The following is a 23,312-nucleotide window of genomic DNA, read 5'->3' as shown; positions in this document are numbered from 1 at the left end:
GTCACCGCACCAGTTGGGCGACGCTCATCGCGTGCGCGGCAAGGGCGACGAGAGTGTCCTTCGCGGACTCCCGGCGACGGGCGTCGCAGAGGTGGATCGGGACGGCGGAGGTCAGGTCGAGCGCGGTGCGCACCTCGTCGACGGTGTAGGGCTGCACGCCGTCGAAGCAGTTCACGCCGATGACGAACGGGATCCCCCGGCGTTCGAAGAAGTCGACGGCGGCGAAGCAACTCTGCAGCCTTCGGGTGTCGGCGAGGACCACGGCGCCGAGCGCGCCGTAGGCCAGTTCGTCCCACAGGAACCAGAAGCGGTCCTGGCCGGGAGTGCCGAACAGGTACAGCACCAGCTCTTCGCTGATGGTGATGCGGCCGAAGTCCAACGCGACCGTCGTGGTGGTCTTGCCGGTGAGCCCGGTGAGGTCGTCGATCCCTTTGCTCGCCTCGGAAATCGTCTCCTCCGTGCGCAGCGGGGGGATCTCGCTCACCGAGCCGATCAGGGTCGTCTTGCCCACGCCGAACCCGCCGGACACCAAGATCTTGATCGAGGTGCCCAGCGTCGGCGGGGGCGGGGCGTCAGAGCGCGCGGAGACCATCGAGCACCTTCTGCATCGTCAGGACATCGGGCGCCGCGGTGGCGTTCCAGCCCGCGCGGTACATCACGTACTGCCGCTGGATCAGGTCGGCGAGCAGCACCTTCACCACCCGCAGCGGAAGCCGAAGCCCAGCCGCGGCCTCGGCCACCGACTGGGGGTACTCGCACACCCGCAGCAGTCGCGCGGACTCGGCGTCGACGTGGCGCGCGTGCACCTCCGGCTGCACCGACACGACCAAGGTGGCGACGTCGAGCTCGATGCCCTCGACCCGGGTGCGACCGCCGGTGATGGCATACGGCCGCACGACCGGGCCCGCCGCGTCGTCGAACCACTGCCTGCGCCCGTTGACGGCCATTCTCATGACGCCCACGGCACGGCGTCGGCCGCCGCGCCGTTCACCGACCGCGGCTGACTGGCCAGGTGCGGTCGGGCCTGGTGCACGACGCGGTTCATCTCGTACCCGACAAGCCCGAGATCGGCGTCCTCGTGGGTGATCAGCGCGAGGCACGCGCGCTCCCCGGCCTCGGTCACCAGCAGATAGGCGCGGTCGAGTTCCACCACGGTCTGCCGGACCGCGCCGAGGCCGAAATGTCTGCCCGTGCCGTGCGACAGGCTCCGGTACGCCGAGCCCACCGCCGCCAGGTGTTCGGCGTCGGCCCGGGCCAGGTCGGCCGAGTTGGCCATCAGCAGCCCGTCGGCGGACAACAGGATCGCGTGCCGCGCTCCCGCGACCCGGTCGACCAGCTCGTCCATCAACCAGCCAAGTCGCGACGGTGGCGTGCTCTCGGTCATCACCTACCTGCTTTCATCTCGGGGCCCGCGCTCGCCGCGGCCGCTTCTGATCTGGCTAGTGCCGATCCCCGCTGGAATGCGCCGAGCGCCGAGCTGGAACGCCGGACGTCCGCTTCTGGCCACAGGTCATCGCGCGCGGCGGCATGGTCCGGGGCTTCGGTCAGCTGCGGCGCCAGGCTGCTCTGCCGGACCCGCGTCGGCAGCGGCGGGCGACTGGCCACCTCAGCGGTGCGGGCCGCGGGTGGCGCGGGCCGAGCGGGTGCCGCGGGCGGCGGAGGTGGCGACGCGGGTGGCGCGGGTAGTGGTTCCGGTTGGCGGACAACGGTTGTCGGACCGGGCTGCTCCGGGACGCCAAGATCGGCAGGCGGTCCCGCGGAGTCCGGTCGGGCGAGCAGCGAGGTCGGCAGCAGGACTATCGCCTGGACCCCGCCATAGGCCGACTCGCGCAGGGTGACCCGGACCCCGTGCTTGGCGGCGAGCCTGGCCACCACGAACAGCCCGATCGGCAGGTCGCCCGCCAGCGCCATGAAGCTGAAGTCCGGGGGGTTGGCCAAGGTCTCGTTGAGCTGCCGCAACTGCTCGTCCGTGATGCCGAGGCCCTGGTCCTCGACCTCGACGACGACGCCCTTGCCGACCACGGTCCCGCGGACCTCGACCCGGGAGTCCGGTGGCGAGAAGGCGGTGCCGTTGTCCACCAGTTCGGCGATCAGGTGCCCGACGTCGGCCACGACCGAGCCGTCGAGCAGCACGTCGGGCAGCACGGGCGTCGTGACCCGCGTGTAGTGCTTGGTCTCGGAGATCGCGCCGCGCACCACGTCGCGCAGGCTGACCGGCTTGCGCCACTGCCTGCCGACCTGCTCGCCGCCGAGGATGATCAGGTTCTCGGCGTTGCGCCGGGTCCTGGTGGCGAGGTGGTCGAGCCGGAACAGCCGGTCGAGCAGATCAGGGTTGTCCTCGGAGCGCTCGATCCGGTCGAGTTCCTCGAGCTGCCGGTGCACGATCGCCTGGCTGCGGTGGGCGATGCTGAGGAACACCGCGCGGACACCCTGCCTGGTCTCGGACTCGGCGACCGCCGCGGCGAGGGCGACGTGCTGCGCCTTCTCGAACGCCTTGGCCACCTCGCCGAGTTCGTCGCTGCCGAAGTCGAGCCGGGAGATGCCCGCGTGCGGGTCGATCCGCTCCCCCGCGCCGATCTTGGCGATGAGCTCGGGCAGTTCGTGGTCGGCCAGGTCGAGGGTGCGCCGCCGCAGGTCCTTGAGCCTGCGGATCAGGCTCGTGGCGGCGCGGAAGGTGAACGCCGCGGCGAGCACGGCGACCAGTGCGATGCCGACGCCGCCGATCAGCGACATCCAGAGCGCGGTCCGGCCGTTCTCCTCGGCGAGGTCGGTCGTGTGCACCGTATGGGTGAGGTAGATCGCGGTCAGGCCTTTGAGGACGACGCCTGCCGCCCGCTGCCACCCCGCGACGTCGAACGGCGCCGCGGCCAGGACCGCCTGGTCTCCCGCGATCAAGGTCGACCAGTCCGGCGACTTGAACAGCCGGACGGCTTGGTCGCGTTCGCCTTCGGCCAGGTTGGCGATGACCGTCATCGGCGGCTGCCGGTACTGGGCGACCGCCGCGGCGAGCCGGGTGCGGGCCTCGGGATCACCTGTGCCGCGCGTGTAGACGGCGAGCGAATGCGCCCGTGCCACCGACTCGATGACGAAGAACATGTCCGAGGTCACCACATGCTCGAAGGCGACCGAGGCGTCGTCGGCGGAGGCGGCCAGCCGCTTCGCGCCGATGCCGATCACATCGAGCGCCTGGTTGTAGAAGTCGAGTCCGGTCAGCGCGCTCGCCTTGCCCGAGTCGAGATCGCCCCGCAGCCCGGGGAGTTCCGCCTGGATCCGTTCGCCCTCGGCGACCATGGCGTGCAGGCCAGGGGCGTGCCGGTCGGCCAGACCGCGCCCGTACTCGATGACCTGCACCAGTTCGGTGTCGACCGCGGCGCGCCGCTCCGCGAGCTGCGCGCGTTCGGCATCCGATCCGCCCGCGAGCACGGCCATGGTGAGCCGGCGCTCCTCCTGCAGGGAGGCCACGTACTTGCCGACGACGGGCAGGCCGGTCCGGCGCGTCTCGGCGAAATCGAGGGACTCACCGCCCTGCTGGATCAGGTAGCCCGACAGCGCCGCGCCGAGCAGCAGGACGGCCAGACACGGGATCAACGCGATCCGAAGGACCCGCGCCCTGATGGACCGTGTCCGGGGTTCGTTCCGACTCGCCATGTGCAGCACCGCACCTTCATCGACTGACGGCTGACGGCGGTCTCACTCCCCTTGGTGACAATTTCTCACCGCCATTGAGGTGTGTGGTGCCAAGAAACCGCTCCTCGACCGCCAGCGCGACCGTAGGTCGGTATGACGCGGACCACATCCGGGGAATGACGTAGACGCATGCGTAGCCGGGCTCAGACCACACAGGACGGACCGGTCCACGTCGGCCCCGCGGAACCCGGCAGTAGGCGACGCATACGTAGTTCAGCGGATGGCGCGGAGCGGCGTGGCGAATCAGTCTTGCCGCACACCTACTGCCGTGAGGAGGCGTTGTGACGGTCATTCACGAGGACGCCGTGTTCGGCAGCGCGCTCCGTTCCGAGGTGCCGGACGTGGCGGCCGAGGTCACCATCAGGATCCGCCGGGAGTTCCCGGCGCTCAGCTCGGCGCGCTACCTCGACTCGCTCGTCGAGAGCCTGGTCGGGCACTTCTTCGACCTGCCCGCCGATCCCGCGATCGTCTCCGACGAGGTCCTGGGGCAGGCCAGGGCGGCGGGCGTCGAGGAGGCGATGACCGGCCGCGGGCCGCAAGCCCTGCAGGCCGCGGTGCGACTCGGCGCGGGCGTGGCGATCGCGCGGATGACCGAGCATGCCGAGCGGCTGGGCGTGTACACCGCGATCAGCGCGGTCGGCCGGATGGTCCAGGTGGCGTTCGCCTACACCGAACGGGTCGCCGAGGCCGTCAGCGCGGGCCACGACAGCGCCGGGGCCCGCACGGGTGTCGACTCCGAGCGGCATCGGCGCAAGCTGCTCGAGTTGCTGCTGCGCCCGTTGCCCGGGCAGTCCGAGATCAAGGAGGCGGCGCGCGACGCGGGCTGGGCGATGCCGCGCAGCGTCGCGGCGGTGGCCCTGCGGTCGCACGGCCCGGGCACGGCGGGGCCCACGCTCCCGCCCGACACGCTGCTCGGTCTGCACCTCGACGAGCCGTGCCTGATCATGCCCGACCCCGACGGCCCGGGTCGCCGCCACCAGCTGGGACGGAGCCTGCGCGGGTGGTCGGCGGCCATCGGCCCGACGGTCGGCCTGGCCGAGGCCGCGCGGTCGCTCCGGTGGGCGGGTCACGCCATGGACCTGCTCCGCAGCGGCCGGATAGGCGCCGACCGGCCGGTCCGGGCCACCGACCACCTCCCGCACCTGATGACGTCGTGGGGCGCGGACCTGGTGGACCTCATGGCCGCCGACCGGCTCGCCCCGCTGGACTCCGTGCGCGCGCCCCTGCGGCACGAGCTCGAGGCGACCCTGCTCGCGCTGCTGGAGTGCCACTTCCGGGCGAGCGTGGCCGCGGCGCGGCTGCACGTGCACCCCCAGACCGTGCGCTACCGCCTCCGCAAGCTCGAAGCCCTGTTCGGCGACGCCCTTTACGAACCACGCGACCAACTCGACCTGCACCTGCTGCTCCACTCCCGCCTGACCGGACGGCCGCAGGCGAAACCCGCGTGATCAGCTTGTCACTTGGTGGCCGCAGGCTGTTCGACTGGTTTATGGCGCTATGGACATGCCGCGCGCCACCACCAGCTACGTCGGACGTCGACGTGAGGTGGTCGAGGTTCGCGCGGCGCTGCGTCCTGGCCGCCTGGTGACCCTCACCGGCCCCGGCGACGTGGGCAAGACCCGGCTCGCCGAGACCGTGGCGGCGCGGGCCGGGCAGCCCTGCGCCGCATGCTCGAGCTCTGTGAGTCCCACGGCGAGTCCCGATACCGCGCCATGGCCCAGTTCGGCTTGGCCTACCTGGAGGTCGCGCGGCGATGTGGAGGTGGCCGACACCCTCGCCACCGAATCGATGCGCGGTGTGGTGAGCATCGGCGAGGGCACCGGCACCGCGTACCCACGGTCTGGCAGGCGATCGGCTCGCCCCGGAGATCGCCGTCTCCGGTCCGCATCGAGCGCACAAGGCCAGTACCGTGGCCGCGCTGGTGAGAAGGAATTCGCCCGCGCCTATGCCGCGGGCCGCGCCATGACGAAGCAGGCCGCGGCCTTCGCCCTCAGCGAGACCTCGCCGGACACCGACGCGAAGCCGGAACTGTTGACCAGACGGCAATGGGAGATCGCGGCACTGGTGGCCGAGGGTCTGTCCAATCGGCACATCGCGGAGAAACTGGTGATCTCCGAGCGAACAGCCGACACCCATGTCCAGAACATCCTGAACAAGCTGCGGCTGCACAATCGTGCCCACATCGCCGCCTGGTTCACCGAACGCCGGTGACCCCGCAGAACGCGATTCCCTGTTCGGGTGGTCGCCTTGATCCGGCGACCACCCGAACGGACACCTGACCATCTATCCCAGCCCGTTCCAGAAGTCGCACCGGTGGTCGGCGGAGAACCCGCCGCGGACACTCGTCGCGGAGGGAACGTAGGTGATCATGCGTTGGTCCGCCGCGGAGAACGTGGGCCACTCGGCTGCGGGCCTACCGGATTTCGCGAAGTCCGTCCAGTGCCGACGCATCATCATCGCCAGCGCCTCTTGCTCGGCCGACAACGCCGTGGGGAACACCGCGTTGGTGAGCTTGAAAAGGTACTGCAGCTCCGACGCATGGTAGGCCCCGTAAGCGAAGGACACCTTGGGCAGGAATATCTGAGGCGCGTTTCGATCGTCGAACTCGTAGGCATACGTCGGCACGTGCGGCGACAGCCACCCGTCCAGTTTGAGGGCGGGACAGGCGAAGCTCGCGTCCGTCGCCACCGCCGACAACGCGGCCGCGGGACTCGGGTAGTCGGCAAGCGGATACCGCTGCGCCGCCTGGCCCGCGGTCTCCGCCGAGACGCCCGTCATCACCTGGATACCCGCCACGAAGTTCTCCGCGGTCACCTGCCGTCCCACGAGCTCATACCAGGCCGCCACGAACCAGGTCGACTCGTCGTGCGTGGTTCCGTTGACCACCGGGACCTGGTTGAACCTCCCACTGCGGAACGCCTCATCCAACGACCTGGGCAGGACGGCGCCGTCGGTCTGCAGGAACACGATCGTCTTCTGCTTCGCCACCAGGGCCGAGGCGGGCAGCGACCGCAGGCACTGGGCGGTCTGGTCGGGGCAGCCCGCGGCGGCACCGAGCGCACTGCCCTCGGTCTTGGCGTCGGCCAGCGACTGGAGCTTCAGGTTGAACGCGCCGCTCTGGCTGATCGCCCCGGCGAACAGCCCCGCCGAGCCGGGCGCGGCCAGGTGCGCCAGGACGCTGAGCCCACCGGCCGACTCGCCGAAGATGGTGACCTCGTCGGCCCGGCCGCCGAACTGGCCGATGTTGCGCTGGACCCAGCGCAGCGCGGCCTGCTGGTCCATCAGGCCGTAGTTGCCCGCCGAGCCGTCCGCGGCGGCCAGCGCGGGGTGGGCCAGGAAGCCCAGGGCGCCGAGGCGGTAGTTGACGGTGACGACGACCGTCCCGCGTTCGACCATCGCGGTCGGGTCGTAGCTGCCGCCCATCCCGGACACCAGGGAGCCGCCGTGGAACCAGACCATCACCGGGAAACGCCCGCCGCGCGCGGCGCCCTTCGGGGTGTGGACGTTGAGGTACAGGCAGTCCTCCGAGGTGACCGCTGTCGTCTTCTGGACGCAGCGAGCCGAGAGCTGGGTCGCCTCGCGCACGCCGGTCCACCGGGCCACCGGCCGCGGCGGCTGCCAGCGCAGCTCCCCGACCGGTGGCGCGGCGAAGGGGACGCCGAGGTACTGGTCGGTCGTCGCCGCCGCGGCGCCGCGCAGCGGACCCGCCTCGGTGGCGACGACCGGACCCGCGGGCCCCGCCGCGACGGCGGGTTGGACACCGGCCAGACCCACGGCCACCACGGCGGCCGCGAGCACCGCGTTCAGACGTGCGCGCCTCATCGGGATTCCTTCCGGGTGTCGATCGCCTCACCGAACAACGTCCAGCGCTCGCCCTGGAACCGCACGAGTTGCAGGGTCTCGATCGGGTAGCCGTCCTGTGGGGTGGTGCTCATCGTGATGCCCGGCAGCAGCAGTTCCGAGCGGACGTCGGTGAGGCTGCGGGCCGCCTCCATGAGCCCCTCACGGGTCGGGCACTTCATCCTGGCGATGGCCTGCTCGATCCCGCTGGCCGAGGCCCAGCCGAGGCTGTAGAAGGCGGTCTTGGTGTCGAGGCCGGGGGCGTACTTCTTCAGCTTCTCCTCATAGAGCTTCATCTCCGGGTCGGCGGCCCACTGCGGGTCCGACGGGTCCTTGAGGAACGCAGAGGAGACGATGTTCTGCACCTTGTCGAAGCCGACGGGCTTGAGCACGGTCATCGAGGACGACACGTTGTTGACGATGTGCAGCGGGTTCCACTCGGTGTTCTTGGCGTCGGCGGCGAGCGCCTGCGAGGCGAACTTCGGGGTGGTGATGTTCAGCAGGACATCGGCGCCGGATCCCGCGAGGTTGCGCAGCTGCGGGTCGACGCTCGGGTCGGTCACCTCATAGCTCTGCTCGGCGACGATCTTGACACCGCTGCCTTCGATGCCCTTGGCGAAGCCGTCGCGCAGATCCTTGCCGAAGTCGTCGTTCTGGTAGAGGACCGCGACCTTCGCGCTGGGCTTCTCCTTGATGAGGTATTGGCCGTAGACCCGCCCTTCCGCCTGGTAGCTGGGCTGCCAGCCGATCGTCCACGGGTACTTCGCCGGGTCGGCTCCCCATTTGGTCGCGCCGCTGGCGACGAACACCTGCGGGATCTTGCGCTGGTTCGCGTACTCCATCACCGCCGACGACGTGGCCGTGCCGAGGGTCTGGAACAGGGCGAAGACGTTCTCCTGCTCGGTCAGTCTGCGGGCCTCCTCCACCGATTTCGGCGGCTGGTAGCCGTCGTCCCGGACGACGTACTCGATCTTGCGGCCGTTGATGCCGCCCTTCTCGGCGTTGACGTAGTCGAAGTACGCCTTGACGGCCTTGGGGATCTCGCCGTAGGCCGACGCCGGTCCCGACAGCGGGTAGATGCCCCCCAGCTTGATGCTGGTATCGGTGATGCCGGTCGTCTGCTGGCCGCCGCAGTCACCCTGGGCCGTGGTGCCCGCCGAGTCCTCGCGCCCGCCGCACGCGGTGGCCGCGAGCAGGGCGGCCGCGGTGATCCCGACCAGTCGAATCGTGTTGTTGCGCATGGGACATCACTTCTTCCGTCGGAGTTGGATGGCAAAGCGACCGGCGCGGCCCGCCAGGCCCGCGAGACCGGTGGGGGCGACGTACATGATCAGGATGAGCAGCACGCCGAAGACGACACCGGGGGCCGCCTGGTTGACCCCCTGCGCGAGGGTCGGGACGAACAGGACGAACGCGCCGCCGAGCAGCGGCCCGAAGGTGGAGCCGAGTCCACCGACGACGATCCCGGCGAGCAGCATGATCGACAGAGTGGCGGTGAACGAGTCGGGTGAGACGAAGGCGATCACCCAGGTGTTCACCGCGCCCGCGGCGCCCGCGAGCATCGCGCTCCACGCGAAGGCGAGCGTCTTGTACCGGGAGAGCCGCACACCCATGACCTCGGCGGCGGTCTCGTTGTCCCGCAAGGCATGCAGCGCCCGACCGACCCGCGACCGGAGCAGGCACCACACCGCGACGCCGCAGGCCGCCGTGACGGCCAGGGCGAGAAAGTACAGCCACTGGTCCTCGGCCAGCCCGGTCCACGCGGGCGGTCGCGGCCGGGACAGGGTCAGGCCCATCGAGCCGCCCGTGACCGACTCGAACCGCTTGAGCAGCGGCACCAGGAAGATCGCGATCGTCATGGTGACCAGGGCAAGGTACAGGCCGCGAAGTCGCAGCGCCGGGACACCGAGTCCGAACCCGACGCCGAACGTCACCAGCATGGCGGCGGGCAGGGTCAGCAGGTACGGGGCGTCCCAGTGTTCGAGCATGACCGCCGAGGTGTACGCGCCGATCGCGAAGAAGGCGCCGTGCCCCAACGAGATCTGCCCGGCGTGCCCGACCAGCAGATTCAGCCCGAGCAGTGCCAGCGCGTAGACCAGCACCATCGTCAGCTGGAACACGCGGAACGGCGCGAGCTGGAACGGGGCGACGCAGGCCACCACGACGAGCAGGGCGGTGATTGCCCACCGGAGACGGACACGGGGATACCGGACCGGTGGTGCGGGGGTCGCCGGTGGGCTCGCCGGTTCGGCTCGCGGCGGGACCACGTCGAGGATTCGCTCGGTCATACCCGTTCCACCGCCGCCCGGCCGAAGAGTCCCTGCGGGCGCACCAGGAGCACGCCGATGATCACGGCCAAGGGAACTCCGATCTTCAGGTCGGAGCCGACGACCCCGAGGTAGGCCCCGGCGAGGGTCTCGGCCACGCCGACGACCAGCCCGCCGACCACCGCCCCGGCCGGGCTGTCGAACCCGCCCAGGGTCGCGGCGGCGAAGGCGTAGATCAGGACACCGCCCATCATGTTGGGCTCGAGGAAGAGCAGCGGCGCGACCAGCACCCCGGACACCGCGCCGACCAGCGCGGCCAGGCCCCAGCCGAGCGCGAGCATCCGGCTCACCCGGATCCCGAGCAGCCGGGCCGATGCCGGGTTGCTCGCCACCGCGCGCATTCCCAGCCCGATCTTCGTGTATCGGAAGAGGACGTAGAGCAGGCCCATGACGACCGCCACCACACCGAGCACGCCCAGCGTCGAGTAGCTGAGGGTGACCCCGCCCGCCTTGAACACGCCGCCGGAGAAGGGGCTCGGGAAGTCCTTGATGAGGAACGACCAGATCCAGCCCGCCGCCGCGTTCACCAGGATGAGCAACCCAAGGGTGACGATCACCAGCGTCAGCTCCGGCGCGCCCTCGACCGGCCTGATCACGACCCGCTCGATGAGCATCCCGCCCGCGAACGAGATCGCCAGGGTGAGCCCGAGCGCCGCCCAGAACGGCAGGCCCGCGTTCACCAGCGACCAGGCGATGAACGTGGAGAACATGGCCAGCTCGCCCTGGGCGAAGTTCACGATGCCGGTGAACTGGTAGATCAGCACGAGCGCCAGTGCCAGGCTGGCGTAGATCGCGCCCGCGCCGAGCCCTTCGACCAGCTGCTGCACGAAGTCGGCCATGGTCACACCACCTCGATTCCGAGGTAGGCCGCGACCACTTGCTCGTCGGAGCGGATCTCCTCCGCCGTGCCGGACAGCACGATGCGGCCGGTCTCGATGACGTGCGCCCGGTGGGCGAACTCCAAGGTGAGATGGGCGTTCTGTTCGACCAGGATCACGGTCATCCGTTCCTCCTCGTTGACGGTCCGGACGATCTCGAACAGCTCGCGGGTGATCATCGGAGCCAGGCCGAGGGACGGCTCGTCGAGCAGGAGGAGCCGGGGCCGGGACATGAGCGCCCGGCCGATGGCGAGCATCTGCTGCTCGCCGCCGCTGAGGCTGCCCGCGGCCTGACCGCGTCGCTGCTTCAGTACCGGGAAGTACTCGTAGACCCGTTCGATGTCACGCGGCACACCGGCACGCTCGCGGCGGGTGTAGGCGCCCAGCCGCAGGTTCTCCTCGACGGTCAGCGGCGCGAACGTGCCGCGACCCTCGGGAACGTGCGCGACACCAAGCCGGGCAACGGATTCCGGGTTGCGGCGCGGCAGCGCGACGTCACCCAGGCGGAGCGTGCCGCCGGTGCGGATCGTCCCGCACAACGCGCGCAGCAGGGTGGTCTTGCCCGCGCCATTCGGCCCGAGGATCGCGCAGATCTCGCCCTCCGCGACACTGAACCCGATGCCGTGCAGCACTTTGCCCACGCCATAGTCCGCGTGCAGGTCTTCAACGGTGAGTAGGGTCGTCATGCCGCCGTCCCCAGGTAGGCGTCGCGGACAGCCTGGTCGTTCTGCACCTCGGCGGGCGTCCCGTCGGCGATCTTGCGGCCGAATTCCAGACAGATGACCCGGTCGCAGATCCCCATGACGAAGCCCATGTGGTGCTCCACCACGATGACCGTCAGGTCCCGTTCGGCCCGGATCTCGCGCAGCAGCGCCTCGAACTCGTCCACCTCGCCGTGGCTGAGCCCGTTGCACGGCTCGTCCAACAGCAGCAACTTGGGCCGTGCGGCCAGTGCCCGGGCCAACTCGATGCGCTTGAGCGTCCCGAATGGCAGGCCGGTCGCCGGGTGCTCGGCGACCGCGGTGAGCCCGAGGCGGTCCAGCAGATCGTCGGCCTCCGTCCCGAGCCGCGCTTCCTCGCGGCGCACGGACGGCAGGCGAAGCGCGGCCGACAGGAAACCGGCACGGGCGTGGCTGTGCGCGCCGACGAGCACGTTGTCGCGGACGGACAGCTGTGGGAACAGGCCGAGGTTCTGGAACGTGCGGGCGATGCCCAGTTCCACGATGGCGTGCGGCGCGACCGACAGCAGATCGGTGTCGCCGCACCGAATGGAGCCCTCGTCGGCCTGGTACCGCCGGGTCAGGCAGTTGAACAGCGTGGTCTTGCCCGCGCCGTTCGGGCCGATGAGCCCGACCAACTGGCCCGCGTCCACGGTGAACCCGACGTGGTCGAGCGCGGTGATGCCGCCGAACCGCACGGTGAGGCCGGATACCTCTAGCATGCCGCCTCCTGACGTGACCTCATGGTCGGTCTCCTTGACTCGGTCACGCGCGTGATCCAGGCGACCAGGTCGGCTGTGATCTCGTCGCTGTCGGTCTCGTGGAACAGGTGGTGCCGGGCGCCCGGATACGTCCGGTACGTGATGTCGGCCAAGCCCGCCGCCCGGTACCGCTGGACGAGCAGGTCGGAGAGCACCAGGCCGTCATTGAGCGGATCGCGGTCGCCGACCATCACGTAGAGGGGAAGCCGCGAGGTCACGGTCGCGGGGTCGGCCAGTCGGGGCGCCGCGGCGTACATGTCGCGCATGCCGTCGTCGTCGAGGGGAAACGCGCACAACGGGTCGGCCATGAACGCGTCGACGAACGCCTCATCCCGGCTGAGCCAGTCGAAAGGCGTGCGGACCGGCTGGAAACGCGTGTTGTAGAAGGTGATCCGCTCGGGCAGGCCGGCGAGCCGGTCGATCAGGCCGTCCAGGGCCGTCGTCCCGGCCAGCACCGCGCCGTCGAGCAGGTCGGCGTGGTCCAGCATGACCTGCTGCACGGCGTAGGAGCCCATGCTGTGGCCCACCAGGACCAGGGGCTTGCCGGGATGGCGGGCGCGCTGCAGCTCGGTCAGCGCGATCAGCTCTCCGACAAGCAGGTTCCAGCCATCCACGCCGAGCCTGCCTGGTTGGTCCTTTATGGACAGACCATGTCCGCGCAGGTCGCCCGCGTAGACGACGAAGCCGCGCCTGCTCAGCCCCACGGCGAGGTCGTCGTAGAGGCCCGCGTGCTCCCCCATGCCGTGCGCGAGGTGGACGATGCCGCGGGACTCGCCGGTGGGGTGCCACTCATGGACGTGCAGCCGCAGTCCGTCGGCACCGGTGAAGGTGAACATGTCAGCCATCCCCCAGCGGTTCGACACCGACGAGGTGACGGGTCGACGCCGTTCCCTGGCCGATGACCGCCACAAAGCGCTGTGCCATACACGTTGTCCCCACATTTCCGGCTCGTTCCAGACCGCAAACCGTAGGCAGAGCACGGGCGCCGAACTAGAACGCTGGGGATAACGGTCGACCGGAACGTTGTCATCAGGGGACAACGCGCCGGGCGACATGTTCTCTACGGTGATGCGCCATCACACCCGCGTGTCGATGCCATTGCGGCGTTCCGTTTGCGGTGGTCCGCAAAGGCGAAAGTCTCCATCCCCTGGAGGTTCCCCAGCCCATGAGAATGAGCCTCATCCGAAAACTGGCCGCCATCCCCGCGGCCCTTCTGCTGTTCGGCGCCGCCGCGACAGTCGCCTCCCCAGCGGGGGCAGCCATCGAGCACCGCCGCGGACCCGCCCCCAGCGAGCAGAGCGTCCTCGCCGCGAACGGTCCCTTCTCCCACTCCACCTTCGCCGTCAGCGACGCGGCCTCCGCCAAGTTCGGCAAGGGCACGATCTACTACCCGAACGACACCAGCCAGGGAACCTTCGGCGGTGTGGCCATCTCCCCGGGATACACCTCCACCGAGCCGCACATCGCCTGGCTGGGCACGCGGCTGGCCGCACACGGCTTCGTCACCATCACGATCACCACGAACAGCCTCTACGACAACCCCACCGAGCGCGGGCAGCAACTACTGGCGGCACTGGACTACCTGGCCAACAACGCCCCCCTCGCCATCCGGCAACGACTGGACACCAGCCGCATGGGCGTCGTCGGGCACTCGATGGGCGGCGGTGGCTCCCTCTACGCCGTCTGGAACCGGCCCGCTCTCAAGGCCGCGGTCCCGCTCGCGCCGTATCACACAATCAAGAACTGGTCGGGCATCAAGACTCCGACCATGATCATCGGTGGCAGCGCCGACGGAGTCGCTCCCGTCGAGGAGCACTCCGAGAGGTTCTACAGCAGCATGACCTACGCCCGCGAACGCGCCTACGCCGAACTGGAAGGCGCGAACCACTCCGGGTCATTCCTCTTCGAGGACCACCCGATCATCGGAAAATTCACCGTCGCCTGGCTGAAACGCTTCATCGACGGCGACACCCGCTACGACCAGTTCCTCTGCCCACCGCCCACGGGCGCCTACCTGACCGAGTACCGGGCTTCCTGCCCACACGCCTGACGCGGACCAGAAACCCCGGCGATGTGTCAGTCCGGCGCCGCCATGACCGTCCGCACGATGCCCGCCATGGTCCGAACTGCGTCATCCGGGCTCTCGGTCGGGCAGATCAGATTGATCAGCATCAACCGGGTCACCAGTTCGGCGACCAACTCGACGCGGTCGCCGCCGAGACGCGGCCAGAGAGCCGCCACCAGTCCGTGAATGCGCTCGCGGACGTACACCACCAGCGGTCCGGCTTGGACAGCCAACAGGGGAACCACGGAACGCTCCTCATCCCCTCGCAATGCCAACCGCAGCAGGGGGCGTCGCATCGCGTCGAGCAACACGTGCCGCACCGCTTCAGCCAAGGCGTCGGTGGGATCGGAGCCGCACGCGACGACCACGGGTTCGCAGCCGTCGAGCACTCGGGCGAACGACCTGACACACAAGGCCTGCGCCAAACCTGCCTTGTCGCCGAAGGCGTTGTACACGCTCTGTCTGCTGACCCCGGCGTCGGTCGCCACCTGGTCCACGCGCAGTTTGCGAATGCCCACGGCGTTGGCGATCTGCTCGGCGGCGTCAAGAATCCGATCTTGCATCGTCTGCGACTCGACCGACACCCGCACGATCACCGCCCACCGTCTTGGCCGCGCCATGGGGGCGCTGCTTTCCTTGCCACTGTTGAGAATCGGCAACCCTGCTGGTGATCCGAACCACATCCGGGGTTGATCCCTCGATCGTGTACACCTTGTGGACGAATCACCCGCTGTGTCCAACAAAGGACCGGAGGGGTCACCGCTGCCAGGATCCCCTCCACGGGGGATATCCACGCTGCCCCAAGGGAAACGCAGCCTTTCCGAGACGGCGACCACCTGACACCTCACGTCCCGCACGACCAGCGTCCAGGTCTCGTCAGCGGAGGGAAAGCACCGCCTGCCAAGGGGATGGGTGAGTTACCCGGACCCGGTGGCCGGCCATCCCGCCTGGCCGGATGACAACCACGGGTCCGCGCGGAAACCCACGGCGCAACCCGCGTAACCGGGTCAACGGCCCGGCCAACTCGCGATGTGACAGGACAACGCATGCCTGTCCAGCGCGACCTGGAGCGCGTGTTCGGAGTCCCCGAAGACGATCGACTCGCACCCGTCCCGCGGGCACGACCGGTGCAGCCTGCCGGGATCGACCGGTTCGACCCGGCTCATGTACCGCTTGCGCCGCCTCGTCGAACGACTTGACGCCATCGCGGCCACAGGGGTCTCGAAGACGCTGCCACCGGCCAGCGAGCACGCCAGAACCACGAAACCGCCCAGAGTGGCCAGGGTCGCCACGTGATCACCTCCGCCACGGGAACGATCGAGAACCATCTCGGTGACGCGGACCAGCCACGAACTCACCCGCGAAGAGGAGACCCCCGCGGGCGAGTTCTCCGGCGGAAAGGCGTCATCCAGCGGATCCCGGCCCGCACCGGGCAGTGCGGGCGACCAGTTCCCGAACCCGACAGCACAAGCCGAGGTCGCTTGCGGTCGATACGGCACGGCGGTAGTGATCATGGTGCTGTTCCCCTACGGGTCGAACCTGGTCTGTCGGAAGGAGGCGCGCCGGCGCTGTCCGCCGAGAAGTCGGCCGGACAGCGTGACATCTGTCCCGCGACCGCCCCCCGCGTGACGGCGTGGCGCCGTCGTGTCCAGTGGATTTCCGCTTCTCGCGGCGGTTCGCCGGTCGCGATGCCGCAGACCCTAGCCACTCTCCCGACCGTGCCGACGCGGACGGTGGCCACACCTCCCCCATAGTGGGGAATTCCCAGCCGCGGACGAGACGTCCGTCCCGCGTCAGCGCCGGCAGACAACCACTGTCAGTGGATCAAGTGATCCCATGGGGGACGCCACCTGGTGATCAACGATGCCGTGCGCACGCACAGTGGATCTCCAGCAGGAAAGACTTCACTCTGTGCGTTGATCTTTGCTCCCGACGGAGAGCCGCACTGGAGCGCGGCAGCGAACCTGCCCTGCGCGTTAAGCTCGCGTGCGGACCAGTGACGCCGTGCCCCGGAATGGGGTGCGTTCACTGTTCAGCTGGAACAATCTTCGTGTCCGCGAACGATGAGTCCTTGGCACGATCCGCACGATTTCGGTCGATTGTCCGAGCAGGCGCGTCCGCGCGGCCGGCATCACGCAGCCGATCATGACCCGCCGCCGCGCCGGCCGTGATCACAGGGTGCCCCAGCCGTTCGCGGCTTCGATCAGGTGGTCCCGGAGGACGGTGAGGGCCGGGGTGGCGGGAGCGCCGCGCCGGGTGGCCAGGTACAGGGTGTTCAGGGGTGGGACTTCCGGCCGGTGCGGTTGCACCACGGTTCCGGCGGCGAGAGCGGCCGAGGCGAGGTAGGTCGGCACGACCGAGATACCCGCGCCCGCGGCGACGGCGGCGACCACCGCGCGGAGGTCGGACACCACCATCGCGATCGGGTTGGGCGGGCGGCGGGTGAACTCGCTCAGCCAGTAACGGCGGACGATGGGCGCGTCCGGCGCGTAGACGACCAGCGGCAGGTGCGACAGGGCGTGCGCGGGATCGGTTCGCAGTCGGTCCGGGTCGATGGTGTGTGCCAGCGCCTGCGGGCAGACGAGGACGAACTCCTCGTCGATCAGCGGCGTCGCGATCACGGTGGGCGCTGTCGGGCGCACGGCCGAGACGGCGAGATCGAGTCGGTCCGATGCCAAGGCGGACAACAGGTCTTGGGCGAGGCCGAGGGTCGCGTGGATCTTCACCCCGCGGGCGGTCAGCGGGGCGAGCGCGGGAAGCACGCGCTCGGTCATCACCTCGGCGGCGCCGCCGATCCGGATGGTGCCGCGCAGGACGGGGTTCGTGTCCCCGGTGTCCAACGCCGCCCGGAGCTTCTCCACGTGCAGGCCGACACGGGCCGCCAGGGCCGCCGCGTGCTGGGTGGGGGTGACTCCTTGTCGGGAGCGGATGAACAGCGGTTCGCCGAGTTGTCGCTCCAGCCGCGCGAGTTGGCCGCTGACCGCGGGCTGGGTCAGCCCGAGGCGCTCGGCGGCGGCCGACAGCGATCCCGCGCGGTAGATCTCCAGGAACGTCGACAGCAGATCCAGGTTCGCCACACAACCCGCCTTCCATAAATATTCTTATGGAACGCATCCTGCCAGTGGAACACATCTGATGGAACCCGACGTTGTCCCCAGTGCCGCGACACCGCGGCCCCGGTGGCGTCACCCGTTGCCGGACAACGACAGGAAGGGCTCCCGATGTCCAGGATTCTGATGGTGATCTCCGGTGCGGACAGCATGACGCTGGCGGATGGGTCGACCCATCCGACCGGGTACTGGGCCGAAGAGGTCGCGGCGTCGCACGAGGTCCTGCGAGCCGCGGGTGTCGAGGTGGACATCGCCACGCCGGGTGGCGTCCGACCCACCGTGGACGCGCTGAGCCTGGACGAGCGCGGCGGCGTCTCGGAGTCCGACGCGCGACGGTTCCGCGCGTACCTGGACTCCATCGCCCAGCGGCTCGACGCGCCGCTCGCGGTGGCCGACGTCCGTATCGGCGACTACGACGCGATCTACCTTCCCGGCGGACACGCCCCGATGGCCGATCTCGCCGACGACCGGGACCTCGGCGAGCTGCTCAACGCGGCCACCGCGGAGGGCAAGACCGTCGCCGCCCTCTGCCACGGAGTCGCCGCGCTGCTGAGCGCCACCAAGGAGGACGGCGGCTTCACCTTCGCCGGCCGGTCCCTCACCTCCTTCACCGACGAGGAGGAACGTCAGGGAGGCCTGGGCGACAACGCCCCGTACCTCGTCGAAAGCCGCCTCCGCGAGCGCGGCGCCGTCGTCGAGACGGGTCCCGCCTGGCAGAGCGTGGTCGTCGAGGACGGCAACCTGATCACCGGCCAGAACCCTCAGTCCAGCAAGGACACCGCCGAGCGCGTGCTCAAGGCACTGCGCGGCTGACCGTCCCGTTCGGAATCGGGCGCCACCGCCCCGCGGAGTCCCGATTCCGAACGGTCACCCGGCTCCGAGCGCCCTGACGGCTTCGACCAGCGGGCTCAGGTGCGGCTCACGGCCCGCCTCGTCGAGCGCTTCGCTCAGGGCGGCGTCGTGGACGGGACGAGCGGTTTCCAGTAGTTCCAGGCCCGCGTCCGAGACGTTGGTGTAGATGCCGCGACGGTCGGTGGGACACAGGTAGCGCGACAGCAGCCCGCGCTCCTCGAGCCGGGTGACCAGCCGAGTCGTGGCGCTCTGGCTCAAGACCACGGCGTCGGCTACCTGCTTCATCTGCAGATGGCCACCTTCGCCGTCGTGCTGCTTGCTCAGCACGTCGAGCAGCGAGAACTCCCGCACGCTCAGGTCGTACGCGGTCTGCAGCGCGCGCTCAATGCGGGCCTCGATCCTGCCGTGCAGCAGCGACAGGGCGCACCAGCCCTGGGCGGGCGCGGTCCGCGTCGGTGCGGGTGCCTTCACGGGATCTCCTTCGTCCGCCCTCCATGGTGGCACACCTCTGTGACAAAGCCCTCGCTAGCCAATAGCCCGCGTCTGCAATTATTGTCTACGCTTGTAATCGTCGCCCACAACGACCAGAAGGGCTGTTCGCATGCCTCTCGCACTCCTGGCCCTGGCCATCGGGGCCTTCGGGATCGGCACCACCGAGTTCGTGATCATGGGTGTGCTCCCCCAGGTCGCGGCCGAGTTCGGTGTCTCGATCCCCACCGCGGGGTGGCTGGTGACCGGCTACGCCCTCGGCGTCGTGCTCGGCGCGCCCGTGTTGACCGTCCTCGGTACCAAGGTGTCCCGCAAGAAGATGCTCATGCTGCTGATGGGCCTGTTCATCATCGGCAACGCGATCTCCGCCGCCGCCCCCACCTTCGGCGCCATGCTGGCCGGACGCGTCGTCGCCGCGCTCGCGCACGGAGCGTTCTTCGGCGTCGGATCGGTCGTCGCCGCCGGCCTGGTCGCCCCCGAGCGGAAGGCGTCCGCCATCTCCCTGATGTTCATGGGCCTGACCGTGGCCAACATCGTCGGCGTGCCGCTGGGCACCTCGATCGGGCAGAGCGCGGGATGGCGGGTCACCTTCACCTTGGTCGCCCTGCTCGGTGTCGTGGGCCTGGTCGGCGTCGCCGCGCTCGTGCCGGAGGCAGGCAAGCCCCGAGGGGTCACCATCCGCGCCGAGTTCGCGGCGTTCCGGAGCGCGCAGGTCTGGCTCGCCATGGCGATGACCGTCCTCGGATACGGCGGCGTGTTCGCGGCGATCACCTACATCGCGCCGATGATGACCGAGGTCACCGGCTACTCCCCGGGTGCGGTCACCTGGCTGCTGGTCCTGTTCGGATTCGGGATGTTCGCCGGAAACCTGGTGGGCGGCCGCTTCGCCGACCGCGCCCTGATGCCGATGCTCTTCACCGCGCTCGGCGCCCTCGCCCTCACCCTGCTGCTGTTCACCGTGACCGCCCACGACAAGGTCCTCGCGGCCATCACACTGACCCTGATCGGCGCCTTGGGATTCGCGACCGTGCCGCCGCTGCAGAAACGGGTCCTGGACCAGGCCGCCGCGGCCCCGACCCTGGCCTCCGCGGCCAACATCGGCGCCTTCAACCTCGGCAACGCCCTGGCCGCGTGGCTCGGCGGCATCGTCATCTCCGCCGGACTCGGCTACACCGCCGCGAACTGGGTCGGCGCCCTGCTCACCGGCACCGCCCTGCTACTGGCTTTCGTGGCCGCCTACCTGGACCGTCGCGTCAAGACGTCCTATCGCGACACTTCACCCGGCGAGTCCCCATCGGGGACCGCGCCGATCCCCGTCAACGGCGGCAGGTGAAGTCACAGCGCCCGCAATCCCTGCCGAGCTCAGCGGGCGGAGGCTGGTCATCGATCACCCCCGCGAGGACTCGCCAAACGCGCGCACGTGCTGAGCGGCGGTTTCCAGCGCGGCGGCCAGGGCTTGGGCGTTCTCCGGGGTGGTCCATTCAAGGATCAGTCCCCGCGCGTACTGGCGGGCCGCCACGGCCAGCGTGTCCAACTTGACCGCCAGGCACACCAGATTGGCCGCAAGATCGGCCTCCTCAGGACTGGTCACCACGCACCTCCGCGATCACCGCACGACACTGTGGACACCACCACGCGTTCACCTCCCGCACTGGGACGCGGGAGGATCTACCGTGTGACGCCAGTTACAGAGGGCAATCCGGCCGCCTCGAATGTCGAACAGACCACGTTCGGGCGCGAGTGCGGACGATGGCCGCGGTCAGGTCGGGGGTGGATGAAACGGGACGTCCGACAGGCGTCCACCGCTCATCGCGTCAAGGGTCCGGCGACACCTGTCAGGCGAGACTTCCCACAGGGAAGCCGAACTCGGCGCAGAGGGCGTCGAACAGCGGTGTCCGTTCCCACTCGTCCTTCGCTCCCGGCTGCGGCTCGGGGGTGGGCGGCGGACCGGAGGGCTGGTCGGTCGGGTTCACGTCTCGTTCCCTTCGCTTGGGGCGATCACCGTCGAGTCAGGGCATCCGTGGGCACTCGGTCGTGGTCATCGGTCTTCGCCCGCACGAGTTCGACTGGGCGTAAAGCTCTTAGGCGAGCGACAAGGTCGGTGTTGTCGATGCCGCACAGCTCAGCCATCCGCTCGATCGCGGAATGATCGAGGTACACCTCGGCCGGTGTGGAGCCGGTGGGCCTGGCGAGTAGCTCGAACGCCCAGCGGCGCAGCGGGAGCAGGTCGGTGGAACGCTCGGCCACCACTGAGCGCAGGTCGACGCGGATGCGGTCGACCACGGTTCCCCCGAAGAACCGGTTGTGGACGCGGACCATCAGCTCCTGGGGCGGCTCGCCGAGCGCGAGGCAGATCTCGGCCAGGCGCAAGACCGAGCACTGACGGGTACCCAGTTCATAGGCCGCCAAGGTCTGCTGCGAGATCTCGGTCTGCAGCCGCTCCTGGAGGTCCTTGCGGGTCCAGCCGCGCTGCTTGCGCGAGCGTCGGATCTCGTCTCCGAGTATCCGCCGGTAGGCCGCCGTGTTGACCCGCACGTATCCCTCCATCAGACGTGACTGTGGTACTCCGGTCACCTGGTGAACTGACGAACCACGCGACTGTGACGTGAACTGGCCGACATCCTGAGGGTTGGACCAGATGAGCTAACCGGCAGCGGGTCGAAGCGGGGATACGGATCAGCCCCGCCGCGGATACCGTGGCGGGGCTGACCTCGTCAGCGCTTGAGTGTGCCGTAGACGATCCAGTTGTCGAGGTAGCGGCGGGCGGCCTTGTCGAACTCGCCACCACAGGTGATCAGCCGCACCTGCGCGTTCGGCGTGTCCCCGTACACCTCGTCAGTGGGGAACTCCTTCTTGGACACGCGTTTGACCGCGTCCACCACGAATTCGGCCACCGAGCCGTCCTGCCTGCCGATCAGCACTTCGGCGCCCGGCTTGACCTCGTGCAGGCGCCAGAACACGCCCTTGCGCTGGTTGCCGTCGACGTGGCCGAGGATGATCGCCGGACCGGTCTCCCCCGGCGTCGGGCTGAACTTGTACCAACTGGCCTGCATCGGCTGGTCCACCGGCGGAACCTCGATCGTCCGGTCCTGGTTGAGGCCGGTCTGCACCAGCGAGGAGTCCGCCTCGATGCTCGGCACCTTGATCCAGACCGGATCGGACCGAGTCATCCCCGCGTGCGCGACCTGCCCGGGCGGCGCGGACATCGCGGAGTCCGTCGGAGTCTGGCTCGCGCCACACCCGACCAGAGGGAACAGCGCGAGCAGGACGAACGACAGAACCGCCGACCGAAGTCCACGGCCCTGTCGCGCCTGCGGTGCCGAGTGACGCACCGTCAACGTCTTCCTCCGCTCAGCGCTCGGCGAGACTGCCGCCGCCGGTCTCCGGCGCACCGACCGGAACCTGGCCGACCTGTCCATCACCGGACGGCGGGGACGTGGGCCTGGTGGTCGTCGGAGTCGGAGACGGCTGCGGCGCCGGGGACGGAGCGGGCTGCGGCGCCGGAGACGGCTCGCAGCCTGGGATCGACGGCGCGGGCTGCGCGGGCTTGACGAACTGGTACGCCGACAGCTTCGAGTCCGGGTCGGTCAGCGGCCAGAGGAACTGGTCAAAGCGGCTGTCGGCGTCGACGAACCGCTTCAGCCACGACACCATCGCTTTCCCGATCATCGTGTTCGGCGAGGTCGGCACCGTGTGCATGGCGCCCGCGAACTCCATGTATGCCTTCGCGGTCGGGGCGGGAATGCTGTTGTAGTACATCTTTCCCATCACGGCGGGCGGCGCGAGCTCGTCGTTCTGCATGGCCACGATCAGGGTGGGGACAGTGACCTTGGGGTAGCCGTCGATCGAGCCGGGGTCGGTGAGGCCGGACGGGCTGGTCGGGATGATCGCCTTGAGGCTCGGCAGCTGCTCGGCCAGGGTGAGCGCGGCCCCGCCGCCGAAAGAGTGGCCCATCGCGGCCAGCCTGCCCGCGTCGACCTGGTCCTTCACCGAGCTGGCGTCGGTGAGGTACGTGAACGCGGCCTTGAAGTCGGCCACTCGCTGCGCTGGGCCCTCCGTCCCGGCCTTGGCGTTGGCGATGAGCACCACGAAGCCCTGCGACGCGATTCGCGGTCCCCACCAGGCGATGGACTCCGCGGACTGGTTCAGGCCGGCGATGGCGACGACGCCGCCGAACGTGCAGTCGGTCCCTGTCGGGTGGTAGATCGTGCCGCCGCCGAAACCGGAACCCTCCTGCGCGGAAACGGCGACCGTCGCCGTCGTGTACGGGCCGGTCTCCGCCTGGATGCTTTCCTCGCTTGGGGCCGAGCCGCGGACCGTGGTCTGCGAACACGGCGGCGGGGCACAGTTCTGCGCGGACGCGACAGCGGGGCCGAGCAGGCCGAGCGACGCGGCGAACGCGGCTCCGAGCACGCCCGTCCGCAAGTGCAATGAATTCACTGGACAAAGCTCCTACGCATTGGAATTCCTTCAGGAGGGCTCGAACAGTAAGAACGCGGTCTCCTGTCGGGCAACCCAGGACGCCCGCGTCGCGGGCCAATCACCGATTGGTGTGAAATTCGCCCGAGGACTGTAAAGAAATAA

Annotated in this window: 25 protein-coding genes; 5 read left to right on the top strand and 20 right to left on the bottom strand. The window is 69.5% G+C overall.

The genetic code is table 11. The annotated features are described in order from the left end of the window. Nucleotide 1: 1 nt before the first annotated feature. Genes C8E96_RS14880 through C8E96_RS14865 form a run of 4 tightly spaced genes read right to left on the bottom strand, consistent with a single transcriptional unit; the run spans nt 2 to nt 3,648 of the window. The gene (locus C8E96_RS14880; RefSeq protein ID WP_091373680.1) at nt 2–592 is read right to left on the bottom strand and encodes a GTP-binding protein; all 591 of its coding nucleotides are present in this window, start codon (nt 590–592) and stop codon (nt 2–4) included. Beyond that, nucleotides 573–953, bottom strand: a complete 381-nt coding sequence (locus C8E96_RS14875; RefSeq protein ID WP_228769831.1) for a DUF742 domain-containing protein — start codon at nt 951–953, stop codon at nt 573–575. The genes C8E96_RS14880 and C8E96_RS14875 overlap by 20 nt, the downstream gene beginning before the upstream one ends. Beyond that, a complete protein-coding gene (locus tag C8E96_RS14870) occupies nt 950–1,384 on the bottom strand; it encodes a roadblock/LC7 domain-containing protein (protein WP_091373674.1) in 435 nt (144 codons plus the stop codon). The genes C8E96_RS14875 and C8E96_RS14870 overlap by 4 nt, the downstream gene beginning before the upstream one ends. Next, nucleotides 1,384–3,648 carry a sensor histidine kinase gene (locus C8E96_RS14865; protein ID WP_133794476.1) on the bottom strand — a complete coding sequence of 755 codons (2,265 nt, stop codon included), beginning with the start codon at nt 3,646–3,648 and terminating at the stop codon, nt 1,384–1,386. The genes C8E96_RS14870 and C8E96_RS14865 overlap by 1 nt, the downstream gene beginning before the upstream one ends. A gap of 320 nt (nt 3,649–3,968) precedes the next feature. Here C8E96_RS14865 and C8E96_RS14860 point away from each other — a divergent pair, with 320 nt between their 5' ends. Next, a complete protein-coding gene (locus tag C8E96_RS14860) occupies nt 3,969–5,135 on the top strand; it encodes a helix-turn-helix domain-containing protein (RefSeq protein ID WP_091373667.1) in 1,167 nt (388 codons plus the stop codon). 313 nt (nt 5,136–5,448) lie between these two features. Then, a complete protein-coding gene (locus C8E96_RS14855; protein WP_228769830.1) occupies nt 5,449–5,898 on the top strand; it encodes a response regulator transcription factor in 450 nt (149 codons plus the stop codon). 72 nt (nt 5,899–5,970) lie between these two features. Here C8E96_RS14855 and C8E96_RS14850 read toward each other — a convergent pair whose 3' ends face one another. From C8E96_RS14850 to C8E96_RS14820, 7 genes are read right to left on the bottom strand one after another with little or no spacing between them, the layout of a single operon-like run. After that, on the bottom strand, nt 5,971–7,509 hold the full coding sequence (locus C8E96_RS14850) for a carboxylesterase/lipase family protein (protein WP_091373661.1): 1,539 nt from the start codon (nt 7,507–7,509) through the stop codon (nt 5,971–5,973). Continuing rightward, on the bottom strand, nt 7,506–8,768 hold the full coding sequence (locus C8E96_RS14845; protein WP_091373658.1) for an ABC transporter substrate-binding protein: 1,263 nt from the start codon (nt 8,766–8,768) through the stop codon (nt 7,506–7,508). Before C8E96_RS14845 ends, C8E96_RS14850 begins: the two co-directional genes overlap by 4 nt. Before the next feature lie 6 nt (nt 8,769–8,774). Beyond that, on the bottom strand, nt 8,775–9,815 hold the full coding sequence (locus tag C8E96_RS14840; RefSeq protein ID WP_091373656.1) for a branched-chain amino acid ABC transporter permease: 1,041 nt from the start codon (nt 9,813–9,815) through the stop codon (nt 8,775–8,777). Beyond that, complete coding sequence (locus tag C8E96_RS14835; RefSeq protein WP_091373653.1) at nt 9,812–10,693, bottom strand: branched-chain amino acid ABC transporter permease; 882 nt, start codon at nt 10,691–10,693, stop codon at nt 9,812–9,814. The genes C8E96_RS14840 and C8E96_RS14835 overlap by 4 nt, the downstream gene beginning before the upstream one ends. Nucleotides 10,694–10,695: 2 nt before the next feature. After that, nucleotides 10,696–11,418 carry an ABC transporter ATP-binding protein gene (locus C8E96_RS14830; protein WP_091373650.1) on the bottom strand — a complete coding sequence of 241 codons (723 nt, stop codon included), beginning with the start codon at nt 11,416–11,418 and terminating at the stop codon, nt 10,696–10,698. Beyond that, entirely contained in the window at nt 11,415–12,173 is a 759-nt protein-coding gene (locus C8E96_RS14825) for an ABC transporter ATP-binding protein (RefSeq protein WP_091373646.1), read from the bottom strand. The genes C8E96_RS14830 and C8E96_RS14825 overlap by 4 nt, the downstream gene beginning before the upstream one ends. Further along, the gene (locus tag C8E96_RS14820) at nt 12,167–13,048 is read right to left on the bottom strand and encodes an alpha/beta fold hydrolase (RefSeq protein ID WP_091374239.1); all 882 of its coding nucleotides are present in this window, start codon (nt 13,046–13,048) and stop codon (nt 12,167–12,169) included. Before C8E96_RS14820 ends, C8E96_RS14825 begins: the two co-directional genes overlap by 7 nt. 335 nt (nt 13,049–13,383) lie before the next feature. Here C8E96_RS14820 and C8E96_RS14815 point away from each other — a divergent pair, with 335 nt between their 5' ends. Beyond that, a complete protein-coding gene (locus C8E96_RS14815; RefSeq protein WP_228769829.1) occupies nt 13,384–14,262 on the top strand; it encodes an alpha/beta hydrolase family protein in 879 nt (292 codons plus the stop codon). Nucleotides 14,263–14,288: 26 nt separating this feature from the next. On the opposite strand, the gene C8E96_RS14810 is transcribed toward C8E96_RS14815, so the two are convergent. From C8E96_RS14810 to C8E96_RS14800, 3 genes are all read right to left on the bottom strand, one after another. Beyond that, the gene (locus C8E96_RS14810; RefSeq protein ID WP_166658002.1) at nt 14,289–14,897 is read right to left on the bottom strand and encodes a TetR family transcriptional regulator; all 609 of its coding nucleotides are present in this window, start codon (nt 14,895–14,897) and stop codon (nt 14,289–14,291) included. A 387-nt stretch (nt 14,898–15,284) separates the two neighbouring features. Then, a complete protein-coding gene (locus C8E96_RS33295; protein WP_091574975.1) occupies nt 15,285–15,569 on the bottom strand; it encodes a hypothetical protein in 285 nt (94 codons plus the stop codon). 879 nt (nt 15,570–16,448) lie between these two features. After that, nucleotides 16,449–17,354, bottom strand: coding sequence for a LysR family transcriptional regulator (locus C8E96_RS14800; protein ID WP_091373634.1), 906 nt, complete (start codon nt 17,352–17,354; stop codon nt 16,449–16,451). Nucleotides 17,355–17,498: 144 nt separating this feature from the next. Here C8E96_RS14800 and C8E96_RS14795 point away from each other — a divergent pair, with 144 nt between their 5' ends. Further along, nucleotides 17,499–18,200, top strand: coding sequence for a type 1 glutamine amidotransferase domain-containing protein (locus C8E96_RS14795; protein WP_091373631.1), 702 nt, complete (start codon nt 17,499–17,501; stop codon nt 18,198–18,200). A gap of 54 nt (nt 18,201–18,254) precedes the next feature. On the opposite strand, the gene C8E96_RS14790 is transcribed toward C8E96_RS14795, so the two are convergent. Continuing rightward, nucleotides 18,255–18,710, bottom strand: a complete 456-nt coding sequence (locus C8E96_RS14790) for a MarR family winged helix-turn-helix transcriptional regulator (RefSeq protein WP_091373629.1) — start codon at nt 18,708–18,710, stop codon at nt 18,255–18,257. Nucleotides 18,711–18,840: 130 nt separating this feature from the next. Here C8E96_RS14790 and C8E96_RS14785 point away from each other — a divergent pair, with 130 nt between their 5' ends. Beyond that, nucleotides 18,841–20,061, top strand: a complete 1,221-nt coding sequence (locus C8E96_RS14785; RefSeq protein ID WP_091373626.1) for an MFS transporter — start codon at nt 18,841–18,843, stop codon at nt 20,059–20,061. Between the two features lie 54 nt (nt 20,062–20,115). Here C8E96_RS14785 and C8E96_RS14780 read toward each other — a convergent pair whose 3' ends face one another. The 5 genes from C8E96_RS14780 to C8E96_RS14765 form a co-directional block, all read right to left on the bottom strand. Next, entirely contained in the window at nt 20,116–20,319 is a 204-nt protein-coding gene (locus tag C8E96_RS14780; RefSeq protein WP_091373624.1) for a hypothetical protein, read from the bottom strand. A 244-nt stretch (nt 20,320–20,563) separates the two neighbouring features. Next, entirely contained in the window at nt 20,564–20,701 is a 138-nt protein-coding gene (locus tag C8E96_RS33290) for a hypothetical protein (RefSeq protein WP_166658001.1), read from the bottom strand. 25 nt (nt 20,702–20,726) lie between these two features. Then, entirely contained in the window at nt 20,727–21,275 is a 549-nt protein-coding gene (locus C8E96_RS14775; protein WP_091373621.1) for a helix-turn-helix transcriptional regulator, read from the bottom strand. Nucleotides 21,276–21,442: 167 nt separating this feature from the next. After that, a complete protein-coding gene (locus tag C8E96_RS14770) occupies nt 21,443–21,934 on the bottom strand; it encodes a class F sortase (RefSeq protein ID WP_324187087.1) in 492 nt (163 codons plus the stop codon). Between the two features lie 145 nt (nt 21,935–22,079). Beyond that, a complete protein-coding gene (locus C8E96_RS14765) occupies nt 22,080–23,168 on the bottom strand; it encodes a dienelactone hydrolase family protein (RefSeq protein WP_133794474.1) in 1,089 nt (362 codons plus the stop codon). Nucleotides 23,169–23,312: the final 144 nt, after the last annotated feature.

Origin of the sequence: Actinokineospora alba (assembly GCF_004362515.1) — a bacterium.
In the GTDB taxonomy this organism is placed as follows: domain Bacteria; phylum Actinomycetota; class Actinomycetes; order Mycobacteriales; family Pseudonocardiaceae; genus Actinokineospora; species Actinokineospora alba.
Note: the sequence above shows the minus strand (reverse complement) of the source record. Positions and strands in the feature narration are given on the sequence as shown.